The organism is Sphingomonas sp. SL1004 (assembly GCF_057815015.1).
Genome location: NZ_JBYMUX010000001.1, coordinates 3,263,940 through 3,279,270 on the forward strand (window position 1 = coordinate 3,263,940; position 15,331 = coordinate 3,279,270).

At 67.1% G+C, this 15,331-nt stretch carries 15 protein-coding genes; 4 read left to right on the forward strand and 11 right to left on the reverse strand.

Annotated features, from left to right (window positions below; translation table 11 throughout):
- Window positions 1-39: 39 nt before the first annotated feature.
- From AC3D24_RS14990 to hisG, 5 genes are all read right to left on the reverse strand, one after another.
- Window positions 40-2,196, reverse strand: coding sequence for a sodium-translocating pyrophosphatase (locus tag AC3D24_RS14990; protein WP_489031833.1), 2,157 nt, complete (start codon window positions 2,194-2,196; stop codon window positions 40-42).
- A gap of 91 nt (window positions 2,197-2,287) precedes the next feature.
- Window positions 2,288-3,181 carry a thiamine-phosphate kinase gene (gene thiL, locus AC3D24_RS14995; protein ID WP_489031835.1) on the reverse strand — a complete coding sequence of 298 codons (894 nt, stop codon included), beginning with the start codon at window positions 3,179-3,181 and terminating at the stop codon, window positions 2,288-2,290.
- A gap of 190 nt (window positions 3,182-3,371) precedes the next feature.
- Window positions 3,372-3,827 (reverse strand): transcription antitermination factor NusB, encoded by a 456-nt coding sequence (gene nusB / locus AC3D24_RS15000; RefSeq protein WP_056488135.1) that lies wholly within the window; start codon window positions 3,825-3,827, stop codon window positions 3,372-3,374.
- 211 nt (window positions 3,828-4,038) lie between these two features.
- Window positions 4,039-5,334 carry a histidinol dehydrogenase gene (hisD, locus tag AC3D24_RS15005; RefSeq protein ID WP_489031837.1) on the reverse strand — a complete coding sequence of 432 codons (1,296 nt, stop codon included), beginning with the start codon at window positions 5,332-5,334 and terminating at the stop codon, window positions 4,039-4,041.
- A 130-nt stretch (window positions 5,335-5,464) separates the two neighbouring features.
- Entirely contained in the window at window positions 5,465-6,133 is a 669-nt protein-coding gene (hisG, locus tag AC3D24_RS15010) for an ATP phosphoribosyltransferase (RefSeq protein WP_489031839.1), read from the reverse strand.
- A 46-nt stretch (window positions 6,134-6,179) separates the two neighbouring features.
- Between hisG and AC3D24_RS15015 the strand changes: the two genes are divergently transcribed.
- Window positions 6,180-7,277 (forward strand): DUF2332 domain-containing protein, encoded by a 1,098-nt coding sequence (locus AC3D24_RS15015; RefSeq protein ID WP_489031841.1) that lies wholly within the window; start codon window positions 6,180-6,182, stop codon window positions 7,275-7,277.
- A 33-nt stretch (window positions 7,278-7,310) separates the two neighbouring features.
- On the opposite strand, the gene AC3D24_RS15020 is transcribed toward AC3D24_RS15015, so the two are convergent.
- The 6 genes from AC3D24_RS15020 to AC3D24_RS15045 all read right to left on the reverse strand — a co-directional run bounded on the left by AC3D24_RS15020 (window position 7,311) and on the right by AC3D24_RS15045 (window position 11,660).
- Entirely contained in the window at window positions 7,311-7,790 is a 480-nt protein-coding gene (locus tag AC3D24_RS15020) for an RcnB family protein (RefSeq protein WP_489031843.1), read from the reverse strand.
- Window positions 7,791-8,071: 281 nt separating this feature from the next.
- Complete coding sequence (locus AC3D24_RS15025; protein ID WP_489031845.1) at window positions 8,072-8,944, reverse strand: alpha/beta fold hydrolase; 873 nt, start codon at window positions 8,942-8,944, stop codon at window positions 8,072-8,074.
- A gap of 229 nt (window positions 8,945-9,173) precedes the next feature.
- Window positions 9,174-10,073, reverse strand: coding sequence for a pirin family protein (locus tag AC3D24_RS15030; protein WP_489031847.1), 900 nt, complete (start codon window positions 10,071-10,073; stop codon window positions 9,174-9,176).
- A 4-nt stretch (window positions 10,074-10,077) separates the two neighbouring features.
- A complete protein-coding gene (locus AC3D24_RS15035; RefSeq protein ID WP_489031848.1) occupies window positions 10,078-10,527 on the reverse strand; it encodes an NUDIX hydrolase in 450 nt (149 codons plus the stop codon).
- A gap of 138 nt (window positions 10,528-10,665) precedes the next feature.
- On the reverse strand, window positions 10,666-11,373 hold the full coding sequence (locus AC3D24_RS15040) for a glutathione S-transferase (protein ID WP_489031850.1): 708 nt from the start codon (window positions 11,371-11,373) through the stop codon (window positions 10,666-10,668).
- Window positions 11,373-11,660, reverse strand: a complete 288-nt coding sequence (locus tag AC3D24_RS15045; protein WP_489031852.1) for a BolA family protein — start codon at window positions 11,658-11,660, stop codon at window positions 11,373-11,375. Before AC3D24_RS15045 ends, AC3D24_RS15040 begins: the two co-directional genes overlap by 1 nt.
- A 123-nt stretch (window positions 11,661-11,783) precedes the next feature.
- Between AC3D24_RS15045 and AC3D24_RS15050 the strand changes: the two genes are divergently transcribed.
- The 3 genes from AC3D24_RS15050 (at window position 11,784) to cobT (ending at window position 15,327) form a co-directional block, all read left to right on the forward strand.
- On the forward strand, window positions 11,784-12,308 hold the full coding sequence (locus AC3D24_RS15050; protein ID WP_489031853.1) for a J domain-containing protein: 525 nt from the start codon (window positions 11,784-11,786) through the stop codon (window positions 12,306-12,308).
- 186 nt (window positions 12,309-12,494) lie between these two features.
- Window positions 12,495-13,499: a cobaltochelatase subunit CobS gene (gene cobS / locus AC3D24_RS15055; RefSeq protein ID WP_056052421.1), complete on the forward strand. Its 1,005-nt coding sequence runs from the start codon at window positions 12,495-12,497 to the stop codon at window positions 13,497-13,499.
- 4 nt (window positions 13,500-13,503) lie between these two features.
- Window positions 13,504-15,327 (forward strand): cobaltochelatase subunit CobT, encoded by a 1,824-nt coding sequence (gene cobT / locus AC3D24_RS15060; protein WP_489031855.1) that lies wholly within the window; start codon window positions 13,504-13,506, stop codon window positions 15,325-15,327.
- The last annotated feature ends 4 nt before the right edge of the window (window positions 15,328-15,331 follow it).

Below are 15,331 nucleotides of genomic sequence, written 5' to 3' on the forward strand. Positions count from 1 at the left end.
GCCGACCCTGAACTCTCCGGGAAACCGCGGTCAGCCGACTCAGCCGACTCCGCCGCCCGCCAGCGCCGCGAGCAGCAGCAACGCGACGATATTGGTGATCTTGATCATCGGGTTCACCGCGGGGCCTGCCGTATCCTTGTAGGGATCGCCGACCGTGTCACCGGTGATCGCGGCCTTGTGCGCTTCGGACCCCTTGCCGCCGTGATGGCCGTCCTCGATGTACTTCTTGGCGTTGTCCCATGCGCCGCCACCACTCGTCATCGAGATCGCGACGAACAGCCCCGAGACGATCACGCCCAGCAGCATCGCCCCGAGTGAGGCGAAGCCGGCGGCCTGGCCCGCCACGGCGGTGATGATGAAATACACGGCGAGCGGCGAAAGGACCGGCAGCAGCGAGGGCACGATCATCTCGCGGATCGCCGCCTTGGTCACGAGATCGACGGTACGGGCGTAGTCGGGCCGGCTGGTGCCCAGCATGATGCCGGGGTTGTTGCGGAACTGCTCGCGGACTTCCTCGACCACGGCACCGGCTGCGCGACCGACGGCGGTCATCCCGAACGCGCCGAACAGATAGGGAAGCAGCGCCCCCAGCAGCAGCCCGACGATGACGTACGGGTTGGACAGGCTGAAATCGACCGTGACGTCGGGAAAGTAGGTTGCAAGATCGGTGGTGTACGCACCGAACAGGACGAGGGCGGCGAGCCCGGCCGAGCCGATCGCATAGCCCTTGGTGACTGCCTTGGTCGTATTGCCGACCGCGTCGAGCGCATCGGTCCGCTGGCGGACGTCGTCGGGCAGGCCCGCCATCTCGGCGATGCCGCCTGCGTTGTCGGTGACGGGGCCGTACGCATCGAGGGCGACGACCATGCCGGCCTGGGCGAGCATCGCGGTCGCGGCAAATGCGATGCCGATGATCCCGGCGAGTTGGTACGCGACGATCACCGCGACGACGATGACCAGCGTCGGCAGCGCGGTGGATTCGAGGCTGATGGCCAGGCCCTGGATGACGTTGGTGCCGTGGCCGGTCTCCGATGCCTTGGCGATCGACTGGACCGGGCGGTGGTTGGTGCCGGTGTAATATTCGGTGATCCACACGATCAGCCCGGTCACGACGAGGCCGATCATCATCGACCAGAACAGGTCCATGCCGGTGAAGCTCTGCGTCAGCGACGGCGCGGCCTGCGTGGTCAGGTCGTCGGTCGTCGGATCGAGAAAGCCTGCGCCGCCGATCACGCGGTGGAGGTCGCCGAGCACGTATTGCGTGGCCAGGTAGATCGCCGGGATCGACAGGATCGTCGAGGTGAAGAACCCCTTGTAGAGCGCGCCCATGATGCTGCCGCCACCGAGCCGGACCATGTACGTACCGATGATCGAGGTGACGATGCACACGCCGCCGACGAGCAGCGGGAGGGTCATCAGCCGCATCAGTTCGGCGCCGCTCGCCTGAATCAGAAGCGCGATCGAGATCATCGTGACGCCGAGCGTGACGACGTAGGTCTCGAACAGATCGGCGGCCATGCCGGCGCAGTCGCCGACATTGTCGCCGACGTTATCCGCGATGACGGCAGGATTGCGGGGGTCGTCTTCGGGGATGCCCGCCTCGACCTTGCCGACCAGATCCGCGCCGACGTCCGCCGCCTTGGTGAAGATGCCGCCGCCCAATCGCGCGAAGATCGAGATCAGCGATGCGCCGAACGCGAGTGCGGTGAGCGCTTCGACGATGATCCGGTCGTTGGGGGCGTGGCCCGCGGGGCCGGTGAGGTACCAGAAGAACGCGCTGATCGCGAGCAGGCCGAGGCCTGCCACGAGCATACCGGTGACCGCGCCCGATCGGAACGCCAGCGTCAACCCGGCCTGCAACGACGTGCGCGCGGCCTCGGCAGTGCGGACGTTGGCGCGGACCGAGATGTTCATGCCGACATAGCCCGCAACGCCCGACAGCACCGCGCCGATGACGAAGCCGATCGTCGAGATCCGCCCGAGCGTGAAGAGCAGGATCGCCGCGACGATGAGCCCGACGATCGCGATCGTGGTATATTGCCGCCCGAGATAGGCCTTCGCGCCCTCCTGGATGGCGGCGGCGATGTCCTGCATCTTGGCGTTGCCGGGGGAGGCGGCGAGCACCTGTCGACTGGTGACGAAACCATATAGGACGGCGATCACGCCGCAGATCATGGCCAAATAGACGGTCGTCATACGGCGCTATCCCTCTTGTCAGGTCCTCTCCGGTCCCGACTTTGCCGAGTCCCGAAGGGGGGAGCCTATCAGTGCGGGGGCATTGCGCAAGTTATCCGCGCGGAGCGTGTTCGTAGCCGAGACTGGCGGGAAGCGGGACTGCGGTACCCGCGTCATGCAGCACGAGGCCGGATCCTTCGGCGAAAAGGCCGATTAGAGTGGCGTTGGTGACGAAATCTTGCGGTGCAGCAAAAAGGAGTTGGTAGTCGTCGCCCGCAGTGGCTGCGGCGAGCCGGTCGCCGGAAAAGGCGCGATAGGCGTCGGAGAGGGGGACGCGCGCGATGTCGATGCTGACGGCGAGGTTGCTGGCGCGTGCCATGCGCGCGGCATCGATGAGCAGGCCGTCGGAGACATCCATCATCGCGTGGACATGGGGTGCGAGGAGGCGACCCTCGGCCAATCGAGGGTGCGGGCGGCGGTAGGCCGCGAGCAGTTCGGGGGGGCCTTCCTGGCCGAGCGCGATCGCGAGCCCCGCGCCCGCGTCGCCGATCGTGCCGGTGACGTAGAGCGCATCGCCTGCCTTCGCACCGTTGCGGGCTGGGGCGGCGGCGTCGCTGCCGAACGCGGTGACGGTCAGGACGCGGGGGGCGTTGGGGGGGAGCGCGACGGTGTCGCCGCCGATGATGCGCGTGTCGAACGCGGTCAGACTTTCGGCGAGGCCTTCGAGGAACGCGCGGTCCCACGCGTCGTCGCCGAGCGGGTAGTTGAGGAGGATGCCTTCCGGCTTCGCCCCCTTGGCGGCAAGGTCGGAGAGGTTGGTCGCGACCAGCTTCCACGCGACGTCCTCCGCTGGGTCGCTCGGCAGGAAGTGCACGCCTTCGACCAGCGTGTCGGTGGTGACGACGAGCGGCCCTGCGTCGAGCAGCGCGATATCGTCGTTGAGGCCTCGCGCGGCAGGATGCAGCGGGAGGCGGCGTAAAGCGGCGATGAAGTCAGCCTCGGTCACGCAAATCCTCCCCGGAACGGGGAGGGGGACCGTCCGCAAAGCGGATGGTGGAGGGGGCGCGCCGCGAGCGTTGCGCCAGAGGGTTGTCTTCCGGCCGCCAAAGAAGGTCCGTAACGCTCAACCACCGGTACGCTTGCGGAAGCCCCCCTCCACCATGCTGCGCATGGTCCCTCCCCGAGTCGGGGAGCATTTAGGCACGCACCTCTTTCGCGATGCCGTCGAGCAGGCCGTTCACGAAGCCCGACTCGCGCTTGTCGTAGAACGCGTGCGCCACGTCGACATACTCGCTGATCACCGCGGCGACCGGCACGTCCTTGCGCGCAAGCAACTCATACGTGCCGACGCGGATGATCGCCTTCATCGGCTTGTCGAGCCGTGCCAGCGTCCAGCCCTTGGCGAGCTTGCCCTCGATCAGCACGTCGATCTCGCCGGCGCGCGCGTTGGCGCCGGTCACCAGGTCGTCGAAGAAATCGACGTCGGCCTCGGCATATTCGACGTCTTCGATCGTCGCGCCGAGCCGGTGCTGGTGGAATTCGTTGAGCAGGACGGGCATCGCGGTGCCCTCCATCTCGTGCTGGTAGGTCGCCTGGACGGCGGCGAGGCGAGCGGCGGCACGCGCCTTGGTGCGGGGGGCGGTTCGAGTCATAAGCGGTTGCCTGTAGGCGCGGGGCGCGTGTGTGTCAGCCCTTTGCGTTTCGCGCGCGTTGGCGAGGAAGAATGGTTCGCGCAGAGGCGCAGAGAGCGCGGAGGTGTATCGCTCGCCGCGGAGCGGCCCTATCATCACCAGCCAATAAGGAATCGAAGCGGCTGCGCCGCGCGCAACACCTCCGCGCTCTCTGCGCCTCTGCGCGAATAAACTAACTGTTGAGCCGCAGCCGCAAAGCCACTGATTTTGCGTGTGCGGGAAGGCCCTCGGCATTCGCGAGGGCGACGGTGGCAGGCCCGAGTTCGCGCAACGCGGCTTCGTCCAACGCCAGGAAGCTGGTGCGCTTCATGAAGTCGAGCACCGACAGCCCCGACGCAAACCGCGCGCGGCGTCCGGTGGGGAGGACGTGGTTCGGCCCCGCGACATAATCGCCGATCGCTTCCGGGGTGTAGCGACCAAGGAACACCGAGCCCGCATGACGGATCCGGTCGAAGAAGCCCTGCGGGTCGGGGATCGCCAGCTGGAGATGCTCGGCGGCAAGGCGGTCGACCAGCGGGATCGCGTCCGCCAGCGTGTCGACGACGATGATCGCCCCATTGGTCTCCCAAGCAACGCGCGCGACCGCTTCGGTCGCCAGGTCGCGCAACTGACGGTCGACGGCATCCGCGACCTTGTCGGCAAACGCGGCATCGTCGGTGAACAGGATCGACTGCGTGGTCACGTCGTGCTCGGCCTGGCTGAGCAGATCGGCGGCGGTCCATTCGGGGTCGTTGAGCGCGTCCGCGACGACAACGATTTCGCTTGGCCCCGCGACCATGTCGATGCCGACGACGCCGTAGACCTGGCGCTTGGCCTCCGCGACCCAGGCATTGCCGGGGCCGGTGATCACGTCGACCGGCTCGATCCTACCCGCGCCATAGGCCAGCGCCGCGACCGCCTGCGCACCACCGACGCGCCACACTTCGTCGACGCCAGCGAGATGCGCGGCGGCGAGGACGAGCGGGTTGATCTGGCCGTCCGGAGTCGGCGTGACCATCGCCAGACGGCCGACGCCCGCGACCTTGGCGGGGATCGCGTTCATCAGCAGCGACGAGGGGTACGCGGCACGTCCACCCGGAACGTAGATGCCGGCAGCGTCCACGGGCAGCCAACGTGCGCCGAGTCTCACACCCGCCGAGTCGACCGAGTCGCTGTCGAGAGGGCGCTGTTTCTCATGATAGGCGCGGATGCGAGTGGCGGCGAGCTCGAGCGCGGCGCGCAGGTCCGGATCGAGCGCGTCGAACGCGGCCTTGCAGTCGGCGGCGTCGATCTGCCAGCCGGTCGTTTCGAGATCGTGGCGATCATGCTTCTGCGTGAGGTCGCGGAGCGCGGCTTCGCTATCGCGGCGGACGGCTGCGATGATCGCGGCGACGTCCTGCGTGACGCCCGCGTCGGACTCGCGACGGTCCTCGACGAGTGCAGTGAAGCGCGTCGCGAAGTCCGCATCGGCCGTGGAGAGACGGATCACTTGCCCCCCTCCCGCAAGCGGGAGGGGCTGGGGGTGGGCACGCGCTCACCGCAGGCATCACGCTGGAGGATAGCGCGAGCCCAGCCCCCGACCCCTTCCCGCATGCGGGAAGGGGAGTAGAATAGCGCGCTCATGCCGCCATCTCCTGCGCTTCGACCGCGCGACGGAACGCCTCGACCAACGGCACCACCCGGCTGCGCGTTTTCATCGCGGCGCGGTTGACCACCAGGCGGCTGGTGACTTCCATGATCGTCTCGACCTCGACCAGGCCGTTCTCCAGCAACGTCCGCCCCGACGACACGAGATCGACGATCCGCGGCGCCAAGCCCAAGGTCGGCGCCAACTCCATCGCGCCGTTGAGCTTCACGCACTCCGCCTGCACGCCACGGCCTGCGAAATGCGCGGCGGTCACGTGCGGGTATTTGGTCGCGACGCGGACGTGGCTCCAACCGCGCGGATCGTCCTGTGCCGCCATCTCGGCAGGCTCGGCTACCGACAGCCGGCAATGCCCGATGCCGAGATCGACCGGCGCGTACAGTTCCGAATAGCCGAACTCCGCAATCACGTCTGACCCGACGATGCCGAGCTGCGCGGCGCCGTGCGCGACGAAGGTGGCGACGTCGAACGCGCGCACCCGGATCAGCGAGATCGCGGGATCATTGGTGGCAAACCGCAACGCGCGCGAATTTTCGTCCGAGAACGACGCTTCGGGATGCACCCCGGCGCGCGCGAGCAACGGCAGGGCCTCGGCGAGGATGCGTCCCTTGGGGACCGCGATGATGATCTGGGAGTCTGGCACGCGCCGGGCTTTACGGGGGGGGCATGGCGGGTGCAACAACCTGCGCATGGCAAATGTAAAGGCAAGTTGCTCGGCGTTCGAAATCCAGGCGGGGTATTGCGCGGCGATGGATGCACCAGTCACGGCGCGGGTTTGCACTGCGCTGGCAGACGCGCTCGATCGTGACAGCGAAACGGGGCGGCGGGTGCTCGACTGGGCGGGCGAGCCGGTTGCCGATGCGCTGGCGCTGCGGCTGGTCGGCGGATTGCACGCGCTGCACCGGTCGGGCGTCGATCCCGCGCTCTCGACCGTGTTCTCCGGTGCGGAGACAAACCCGGAGCGCGTCACGGTCATTTTGAAAGCTACGCTCATCGCGCACGATGCGGCACTGCTGCCCTGGCTCGACGGGCCGCCGCAGACCAACGAGGCGGCGCGGTCGGCGGGCATGATGACCGGTATATTGCACCTCGCCGAGCGGTACGGGCCGCGGTTCGAGGTGCTGGAGATCGGATCGAGCGCGGGGCTGAACCTGCTGATCGATCGCTATCGGTTCGATCTTGGCGGTGTGATGGTCGGGCCGTCCGCCTCGCCGGTGACGATCCGCCCCGAATGGCGAGGGCCGCCGCCGCCGAGCGCCCGGGTCGAGATCGAGTCGACACGCGGCGTCGATATTCACCCGGTGGACGTCGCCGATCCGGCTGCGGCGGCGCGGCTCGAGGCGTATGTCTGGGTCGATGCGATCGAACGCCAGGCGCGGCTCGCCAGGGCGATCGCGATGGTGCGCGAGAGTGGCGTCGATCTGATCGAAGGCGATGCGGCCGACTGGGTCGAGGCGCAACTTGCCGAGCCGCAGCCCGAGGGCGTCACGCGCGTGCTGATGCATTCGGTGGTGTGGCAGTATCTGCCGGCGGCGTCGCGCGAGCGGATCCGGGTCGCGATGGAGGTGGCGGGCGCGCGGGCTACGGCGGAGCGGCCGCTCGGCTGGGTGATGATGGAGCCGAATCGCGATCTGCACCGGCATGAGGTTCGCGTGCGGGGCTGGCCGGGCGAGCGAGCGATGGAACTGGTCGCGCTGACGCATGCGCATGGCGCCTGGGTCGAAGGTCTCGCCGCGCCGTACGAGACGCGCGAGTACGTCATGCGACGCGGGGCGTACGAGATGTAAATCCCCCCCCTTGCGGGGGAGGATTTCAGGTCGTCAGTAGAAGAAGCCGTTGTTGACCTGGGCAACGCGGCCGTTGCGCGTGTCGACCAGGACGACGTCACGGCCGTAGCGGACCCAGCGCTGATAGCCGTAGGCCGGGCGCGACAGGCGATACGTCTGATAGTCGTTGATCCAGTATTGGCGGCCGTAATAGTTCGGCGCGAAGCGGTAGCCGACGCTCACCGGGCGATAGTTATAGCCGCGCGGGCCGACATAGGCGGGGCGGCGATAGACGTTGCCGTGCGTGCGGCGATAGTCGCGCCAGTCCTCGCGGCGCTCCTGGCGATCTTCGCGCAGTTCCTGGCGGGCTTCGCGGATATCGCCGCGGTCGCCGTAGCGGCGTGCGCGCTGGAGATCGCGCTGGCTCTCGCGGACTTCGCGCTGGTCGCGGCGGACTTCGCCGTAGCTCTGCGCGGTCGCGACCGTGGGAACGAGGGTGGCGGCGGCAACGGCCGCGAGGATCATCTTACGCATGACTGCTCTCCTGTGTCTGGCGCCGTTCGAAACGGCATGACACGGGTTTTGCTCCCGTGCCGCTGAACGATCGCCGAATGTGGTCGTCAGGATTCAGACAGGTGTCGTGCGTTGGAGCGAGTACGGATAAACCAGCAAGTTTTCCGATCCTCCCCCGCCAGGGGGAGGTGGCGCCGAAGGCGACGGAGGGGGAGGACACGGAACAGAGGTTTCCCTTACCGCCCCCTCCGTCTGGCAAGCGCCAGCCACCTCCCCCTTGCGAGGGAGGATCGGGAGGGTTCTCAGATTCCCCAGCGGCGCATTGCGGCGATCACCGCGTCGGGTTTTTGCCATGGTACGAAATGGCCTGCATCAATCTTCTCGATCGTGAGGTCGGGGACATGGGCGGCGAGATCGAGCTGGCTCGGGAGCAGCGCGCTGTCCTGCATTCCCCAGATCACCAGCACCGGCATTCTGGTCGGCGGAAACGGCGCATCGAGGAAAGCTGGGCGGGGCGGGGTTTCGTCCATTGCGGGGACGACGATCGCGCTGGCGCGGTACCAGTTGAGCATCGCGGTGATCGCGCCGGGCTGACCCCATTCGTCGAGATAGGCGGCCTTGTCCTCGGCCATCGCGGCGAGATCGGCGTGTTTCGAGAAACTCGTGTCGAAGAAGGTTTCGAGCCCGATCGACTCGATGTGCCTTTCGAGATCGTGGTTGCGGAAGGCACGGATATACTGGCTGGCGGCGCGCTGTTCGAGGTCGTCGAACATGGTCCGCTGGAAGACGAGCGGGTGGGGGGCGTTGATGATGACGAGCCTGGCGATGCGCTCGGGGTGGCGCAGTGCGGCCATCCACGCGACCGCACCGCCCCAGTCGTGGCCGACCAGCGTGAAGCGGTCGATATCGAGGTGATCGGCGAGCGCGATGAGGTCGGCTACGATCTTGTCGGGGGTGTAGTTGTCGACGCCCTCGGGCTTGGAGGAGCGCGCGAAGCCGCGTTGATCGGGGGCGATCACGTAGTGATCGCGCGCGAGGTCCGGGGCGATGGCGCGCCAGGTGCGGTGCGATTCGGGGAAGCCGTGGAGGAGGATGACGGGCGGGTTCGCGGGCGCTCCCGCGATCGCGACGTCTAGGTCGACCCCGGTGGATAATGGGATGCGTTGTAGTGTCATCGTTCCCCTCCCGCTGGCGGGAGGGGTTAGGGGAGGGCCTACCCGTCGCGCTGCCTGCTGGTCATGCCCTCCCCCGACCCCTCCCGCAAGCGGGAGGGGAGATACGCCTTCCGCTCCCCTCCCGTACGCGGGAGGGGCCGGGGGTGGGCTCGCGGCCAGTTTCAAACGGAGCGGGCGGCGATAGCGCGTGCCCACCCCCTACCCCCTCCCGCTTGCGGGAGGGGAGAGATCAGGGATAGCTCACCGTCTTCGGGATCGCCGGAATCTCGATCCATTCCTTTTCGTCGCCGGGCACTTTCGGGAAATTGCCCGCGTTCCAGTCGCGCTTCGCCTGCTCGATACGATCCCGGTTCGAGCTGACGAAGTTCCACCAGACATGGCGTGGCGTCGTGAACGCGTCGCCGCCGCACAGCATCGCACGCCCGCCATGCGCGGACCGCAGTGTCGCGGAGATACCGGGGCGCAGGACGTAGAGGACTTGCGGCTCGAGCTTCACGCCTTCCAGCGTCGCCTCGCCCATCGCGAGGTAGATCGCGCGCTCCTCGGCCGCCGCGTCGATCGGCACGCTCGCGCCGGGATCGAGCGCGATGTCGGCGTAGATCGTCCCCGAATAGGTCGTCGTCGGCGCGGTCTGGCCCCACAGGCTCCCCATGATGATCCGCGAGCGTGCGCCATGCGCCTCGATCGTCGGCAACTGCGCCTTGGTGACATGCTCGAACGCGGGGTCGATCTCCTCGACCGCCTCGGGCATCGCGAGCCAGGTCTGGATGCCCGACAGGTTCGGCCCTTCGGCGCGCTCGTCGCCGGGCGAGCGCTCGGAATGGACGATGCCGTGGCCCGCGGTCATCAGGTTGACCGCGCCGGGCTCGATCCGTGCCTGCGTGCCGAGCGAATCGCGGTGGTCGATCGCGCCGTCGAACAAATAGGTGACGGTCGACAGGTTGATGTGCGGATGCGGGCGAACGTCGATGCCCTGGCCCACCTCCAGATGCGCCGGGCCCATCTGGTCGAAGAACAGGAACGGGCCGACCATGGTCCGTTCCTTGTTCGGGAGCGTGCGGTGGACCTTGAACCCGCCGAGATCGTGCGTCGACGGCAGGATGGTCTGGAGGACGAAATCATCGAGCATGGCGTTATCCCTTGGCAGGTTCCGTGGCGTCGAGGAGCTCGACCAGGTCTGTTGGATAGAGCGTTTCATGGAAGCCCGCGATGTCGTTTCGGGAAAACCAGCGGTGACCGACGAGCAGTTGCTTCTCCTGTTCGGTGAGCTTGCCCGCCTTCACCTCGCAGGTGTCGACGTCGATCCGGAAATAGCGTTCGTCGGCGGTGACCTCGACGCCTTCGAAGGTCAGGAAATCGATGGTGCGTTGCGCGACCTCGGGTCCGCAGTCGATGTCGAGCCCGACTTCCTCCCAAAGTTCGCGGCGGGCGGCGGCGGCGTAGCTCTCGCCGGGATCGACTGCGCCGCCGGGGGTGCACCAGAGCGGCGGGCGATCGGAGGGGGTGAAGCGGAACATGAGGACGCGGTTTTGGCCGTCGACGAGAAGGATGCGGGCAGCCGGGCGCAGGGTGCGCTCGCTCATCGATCCTCCCCCGCCAGGGGGAGGTGGCAGGCATAGCCTGACGGAGGGGGAGGACACGGAACGCCGGTCATCGCTTACCGCCCCCTCCGTCTCGCTGCGCGATCCACCTCCCCCTGGCGGGGGAGGATCGAAGGTGCGTCATTCTGCGTCGAGCTCGGGATACGCCCTGAAAATGCCGTCGGTGTTGAACGCCAACCGCCGGTCGCTTTTCAGGTACGCCTTGATCCCCGGCAGCTCGGCGACCTGATCGTGGAGGCGGATCAGGTTCGGATAGTCGGGTTCGAGCGTCTTCATCCGCTTCGGGAACATGTACCGCAGCCCCTCGACCAGCTGGAACAGCGACGTGTCGGCATAGCTCCACTTGTGATCGATCAGCCAGTCACCCGGATTGGCCTGCGCCGCATCCTCGAAATGACCGAGGAACTTCGGCAGGCGCTCCTCGCGGAACTGCTTCGCCGCACGCGCCGCCTCGGGCTTCTGGTCATCGTAATAGTCCATCATCGCGACCGGATGATGGACGTTGTGGACCTCCGCGACGAGGTCGGCGATCGTCAGCTGGAGCTGATTGAGCCACAGCCGGTCCGCCATGTTCGAGGGCGCGAGGCCGTGGCGCTCGCCGAGATACATCAGGATGTTGGCAACCTGCGCGATGACCAGACCGTCGAGCTTCAGATAGGGCGGCGCGAACGGGGTGCGGCCGGTGCGGTCGTTCAGATCGGCCATCAGGCCGTCCTCGCCCACGCTGCGCGCGCAATCCTCGTAGGCGATCTCAGCGCCTTCGAGTGCGAGCCGGACGAATTCGCCGCGCCCCTGGATGGAGGGCCAGTACCAGAGCTTGTACGCCATCAACTCTCCCCGGGTGCGCGGGCCTTGATGGCGAGCGCGTGGATCTTCGTGCTCAACAGTTCGGCGAGCGCCTGGTTCACGAGCCTCTGGCGGGCGACGCGATTAAGGCCTTCGAACTGCGGAGTTTCCACTTCGACGCGGAAATGCGTCTCGCCGGTGCCGTCGTCGCCCATATGGCCGGCATGGAGCCCGCTCTCGTTGACGACGATCAGGTGAGTCGGGGCGAGCGTTGCGGTGAGGCGCGCGGTGATCTGGTCCTGTACGGAGCCGGTGGCGAGGTCTGTCATGCTCCCTATATAGCCCGTTTTGAAAAGCGCGGGGAGCCGGTGGCGGACGACGATCGAAAAGAGCGGAAGGAACGCCCCAGCCCACGGTTTCACGGCCGCGTGGAAGGGACTGGGCGCGTCTGCATGTGGCGCGATTGCGAGGAGCCCGGCGAATTTCGCGCGCCACCACTGGAGGGACCGAGCGACGGCGGCCCGCCGCAATTCCGCTGGTTCTGCCTTGAGCATGTCCGCGCGTTCAATTCGGGGTATAATTTCTTCGACGGGATGACCGCGGATGAAATCCACCATGCCCAGCGACCGATGGCGGGCTGGGAGCGCGAGACGCGGGCGTTCGCGCATGGCGGCGGCGACACTCCACCCAAATGGGCGGATTTCGCGGATCCGATCGATGCGATCGGCGCGAGGTTCGGCGAGCGGATGACGGCGGCGCGGAAAGATGGCCGCGTGCTGTCCGATGGCGAGCGGCGGTCGTTGCGCGTGCTCGGGCTCAGTACGGACACCGACCGCTCGCAGCTGCGCAAACGCTACAGCGAACTCGTCCGGCGCTATCATCCCGACCGCAACGGCGGCGACCGCGCGCATGAATCGGAATTGCAGAAGGTGATCGCGGCCTACCAGCATCTGAAGGGCGCCGCCGCGTTCGCCTGACCTCCCCGATCTGCGGGCGCGTAACTCATGCTTACTCTGATCGATATTTCACGCCGCCCGATCCGGAACCCGCTGCTATCCCGGCGGTTCGTCTAACTCATCCGGTCAATCGCCCGACCAATCGTACAGCGGCGGTTGAGTAACAGCCCGCGCTTGGCCTAGAGCTACCGGGAACACGAGGCCAACATGACCGATATCCCGAATACCCAGCCAGACAGCCGCGAGACCACGATCCTCGACGCACCCGACCGCATGGTGAAGGTGCGCGAGATGTTCGGGATCGATTCCGACATGGAAGTACCGGCCTTCTCCGAAGCCGACGAGCGCGTGCCCGATCTCGATCCGGCGTACGTCTTCGATGCCGACACGACGCTCGCCGTGCTGGCGGGCTTCGCGCATAACCGTCGCGTGATGGTCCAGGGCTATCACGGCACCGGCAAGTCGACGCATATCGAGCAGGTCGCGGCGCGGCTGAAATGGCCGTGCATCCGCATCAACCTCGACGCGCACATCAGCCGCATCGACCTGATCGGCCGCGATGCGATCGTCCTGAAGGACGGTCAGCAGATCACCGAGTTCCGCGAAGGCCTGCTGCCCTGGGCGTTGCAGACCCCGACCGCGCTGGTGTTCGACGAATATGACGCCGGCCGCCCGGACGTAATGTTCGTGATCCAGCGCGTGCTGGAGACCGAGGGCAAGCTGACGCTGCTCGACCAGAATCGCGTGATCCGCCCGAACCCGTGGTTCCGCCTGTTCGCGACCGCCAACACGGTCGGCCTCGGCGATACGAGCGGGCTGTATCACGGCACGCAGCAGATCAACCAAGGCCAGATGGACCGCTGGAATATCGTCGTCACGCTCAACTACCTGCCCGCCAAGGTCGAGGCGCAGATCGTGCTCGCCAAGTCGGGCGAATACGACAAGCCCGAGGGCAAGAAGACCGTCGAGAACATGGTGCGGGTGGCGGACATGACGCGCAAGGGTTTCGTCAACGGCGACATCTCGACCGTCATGAGCCCGCGTACGGTGATCACCTGGGCGCAGAACGCGCTGATCTTCGGCGACGTCGGCTTCGCGTTCCGCCTGTCGTTCCTCAACAAGTGCGACGAGGCGGAGCGGCCGCTGGTCGCCGAGTACTACCAGCGCGTGTTCGGCAAGGACTTGCCTGAGAGCGTGGTGGGCAAGGCCTAAACCTTTGGCCAACGAAACCCCTCTCGATCGCTTCAAGGCGGTTCTTGCCGGCACGGCGCGTGCGATTTCGGAGGAGCCGGAGGTCGAACTCGCCTTCACCGCCGACGCGCCCACGCAGTCGGGCAAGCACATCAAGGTACCGATGCCGGCGCGCGCCCTGCCGCTGGAGCAGGTCGCGGAGGCGCGGGGGTTCGCGGACGGATTTGCGCTCAGGTTGAAGCACCACGACATCGCGCTGCATAACCGTGCAGCGCCGATCGAGGCGGTTGCGCGTGCGGTGTTTGATTCCGTCGAGACGGCCCGCGTTGAGGCGCTTGGGTCGCGCGGCTATGCGGGCATTACCGAGAACCTCGAACGCGCGCTCGACGTACGTCTGCGGGCCGACCCGATCACGCGCGCGCGCAACCGTGACGAGGTACCGTTGTCGACCGCGCTTGGCCTCATGGTGCGCGAGCGGCTGACCGGACAGGAATCGCCTGCGATCGCCGCGCCCGGCCTCGCGCTGCTGCGTGAGTGGATCGAGAGCAAGACCGACCTCGACGCGCTGGCCTTTGCGCTCGACGACCAGAAGGCGTTCCAGGGCCTTGCGCGGAAGATGCTGCAGGAACTGGAGCTGGTCGAGGGCGATCAGGTCCCCGAGGAGAGCGACGAAGGCGGCTCCGAGGACGAGGGCACCGACGAGCAGCAGCAGGACGAGGGCGACGAAGGCGACGACCAGGGCGAGGACGGCCAGGGCGAAGTCGAGGCGCGGGGCGAACAGTCCGAGCAGCAGAACGAGGAAAGCGACGGCCAGGAGCAGAGCGACGAGTCGATGGACGACATCGACGGCGAGCCCGGTGACGATGGCGAGGAAGGCATGCAGCCGGTCCGCCCGAACCGTCCTTTCGCGGACATGGGCGGCGCGTTCGACTACAAGCCGTGGACGACGCAGTTCGACGAAGTGATCGCCGCCACCGAGCTGTGCGACGCCGACGAACTGGCCCGCCTGCGCGGCTATCTCGACCAGCAGCTCGTGCACCTGCAATCGACCGTGTCGAAGCTCGCCAACCGGCTTCAGCGGCGGCTGATGGCGCAGCAGTCGCGCTCATGGGATTTCGACCAGGAAGAGGGCATCCTCGACGCGGCGCGGCTGGCGCGCGTGATCGTCAACCCGACGCTGTCGCTCAGCTACAAGGCCGAACGGGAGACCGACTTCCGCGACACCGTCGTGACGCTGCTGATCGACAATTCCGGCTCGATGCGCGGCCGCCCGATCTCGATCGCGGCGATCAGCGCGGACATTCTAGCACGCACGCTGGAGCGCTGCGGCGTGAAGACCGAGATCCTCGGCTTCACGACGCGCGCCTGGAAGGGTGGGCAGAGCCGCGAGACGTGGCTGGCCGCCGGGCGTCCGCCGCAGCCGGGGCGGCTCAACGACATCCGTCACATCGTGTACAAGCGTGCCGACGAGCCGTGGCGCCGCGCGCGCAACTCGCTCGGGTTGATGATGCGCGAGGGGTTGCTGAAGGAGAATATCGACGGCGAGGCGTTGATGTGGGCGCATGCCCGGCTGGTCGCGCGGCCCGAGGAGCGCCGCATCCTGATGGTGATCAGCGACGGCGCGCCGGTCGACGATTCGACGCTGTCGGTTAACTCGGGCTCGTATCTGGAGCGGCATCTGCGGCAGGTGATCGGCTGGATCGAGAGCAAGTCGCCGGTCGAGCTGGTCGCGATCGGCATCGGCCACGACGTCACCCGCTATTACGCGCGCGCCGTGACGATCATGGACGTCGAGCAACTCGGCGGGACGATCATCGAACAGCTTGCGTCGTTGTTCGATACGGCATGAGCGG

What these genes read in the sequence shown, in the direction of transcription:
- AC3D24_RS14990 (WP_489031833.1), bottom strand. Translation starts at nt 2,196, where the DNA reads ATGACGACCGTCTATTTGGCCATGATCTGCGGCGTGATCGCCGTCCTA.
- nusB (WP_056488135.1), bottom strand. Translation starts at nt 3,827, where the DNA reads ATGACTCGAACCGCCCCCCGCACCAAGGCGCGTGCCGCCGCTCGCCTC.
- AC3D24_RS15015 (WP_489031841.1), top strand. Translation starts at nt 6,180, where the DNA reads ATGGCAAATGTAAAGGCAAGTTGCTCGGCGTTCGAAATCCAGGCGGGG.
- AC3D24_RS15020 (WP_489031843.1), bottom strand. Translation starts at nt 7,790, where the DNA reads ATGCGTAAGATGATCCTCGCGGCCGTTGCCGCCGCCACCCTCGTTCCC.
- AC3D24_RS15025 (WP_489031845.1), bottom strand. Translation starts at nt 8,944, where the DNA reads ATGACACTACAACGCATCCCATTATCCACCGGGGTCGACCTAGACGTC.
- AC3D24_RS15030 (WP_489031847.1), bottom strand. Translation starts at nt 10,073, where the DNA reads ATGCTCGATGATTTCGTCCTCCAGACCATCCTGCCGTCGACGCACGAT.
- AC3D24_RS15035 (WP_489031848.1), bottom strand. Translation starts at nt 10,527, where the DNA reads ATGAGCGAGCGCACCCTGCGCCCGGCTGCCCGCATCCTTCTCGTCGAC.
- AC3D24_RS15040 (WP_489031850.1), bottom strand. Translation starts at nt 11,373, where the DNA reads ATGGCGTACAAGCTCTGGTACTGGCCCTCCATCCAGGGGCGCGGCGAA.
- AC3D24_RS15045 (WP_489031852.1), bottom strand. Translation starts at nt 11,660, where the DNA reads ATGACAGACCTCGCCACCGGCTCCGTACAGGACCAGATCACCGCGCGC.
- AC3D24_RS15050 (WP_489031853.1), top strand. Translation starts at nt 11,784, where the DNA reads ATGTGGCGCGATTGCGAGGAGCCCGGCGAATTTCGCGCGCCACCACTG.
- cobS (WP_056052421.1), top strand. Translation starts at nt 12,495, where the DNA reads ATGACCGATATCCCGAATACCCAGCCAGACAGCCGCGAGACCACGATC.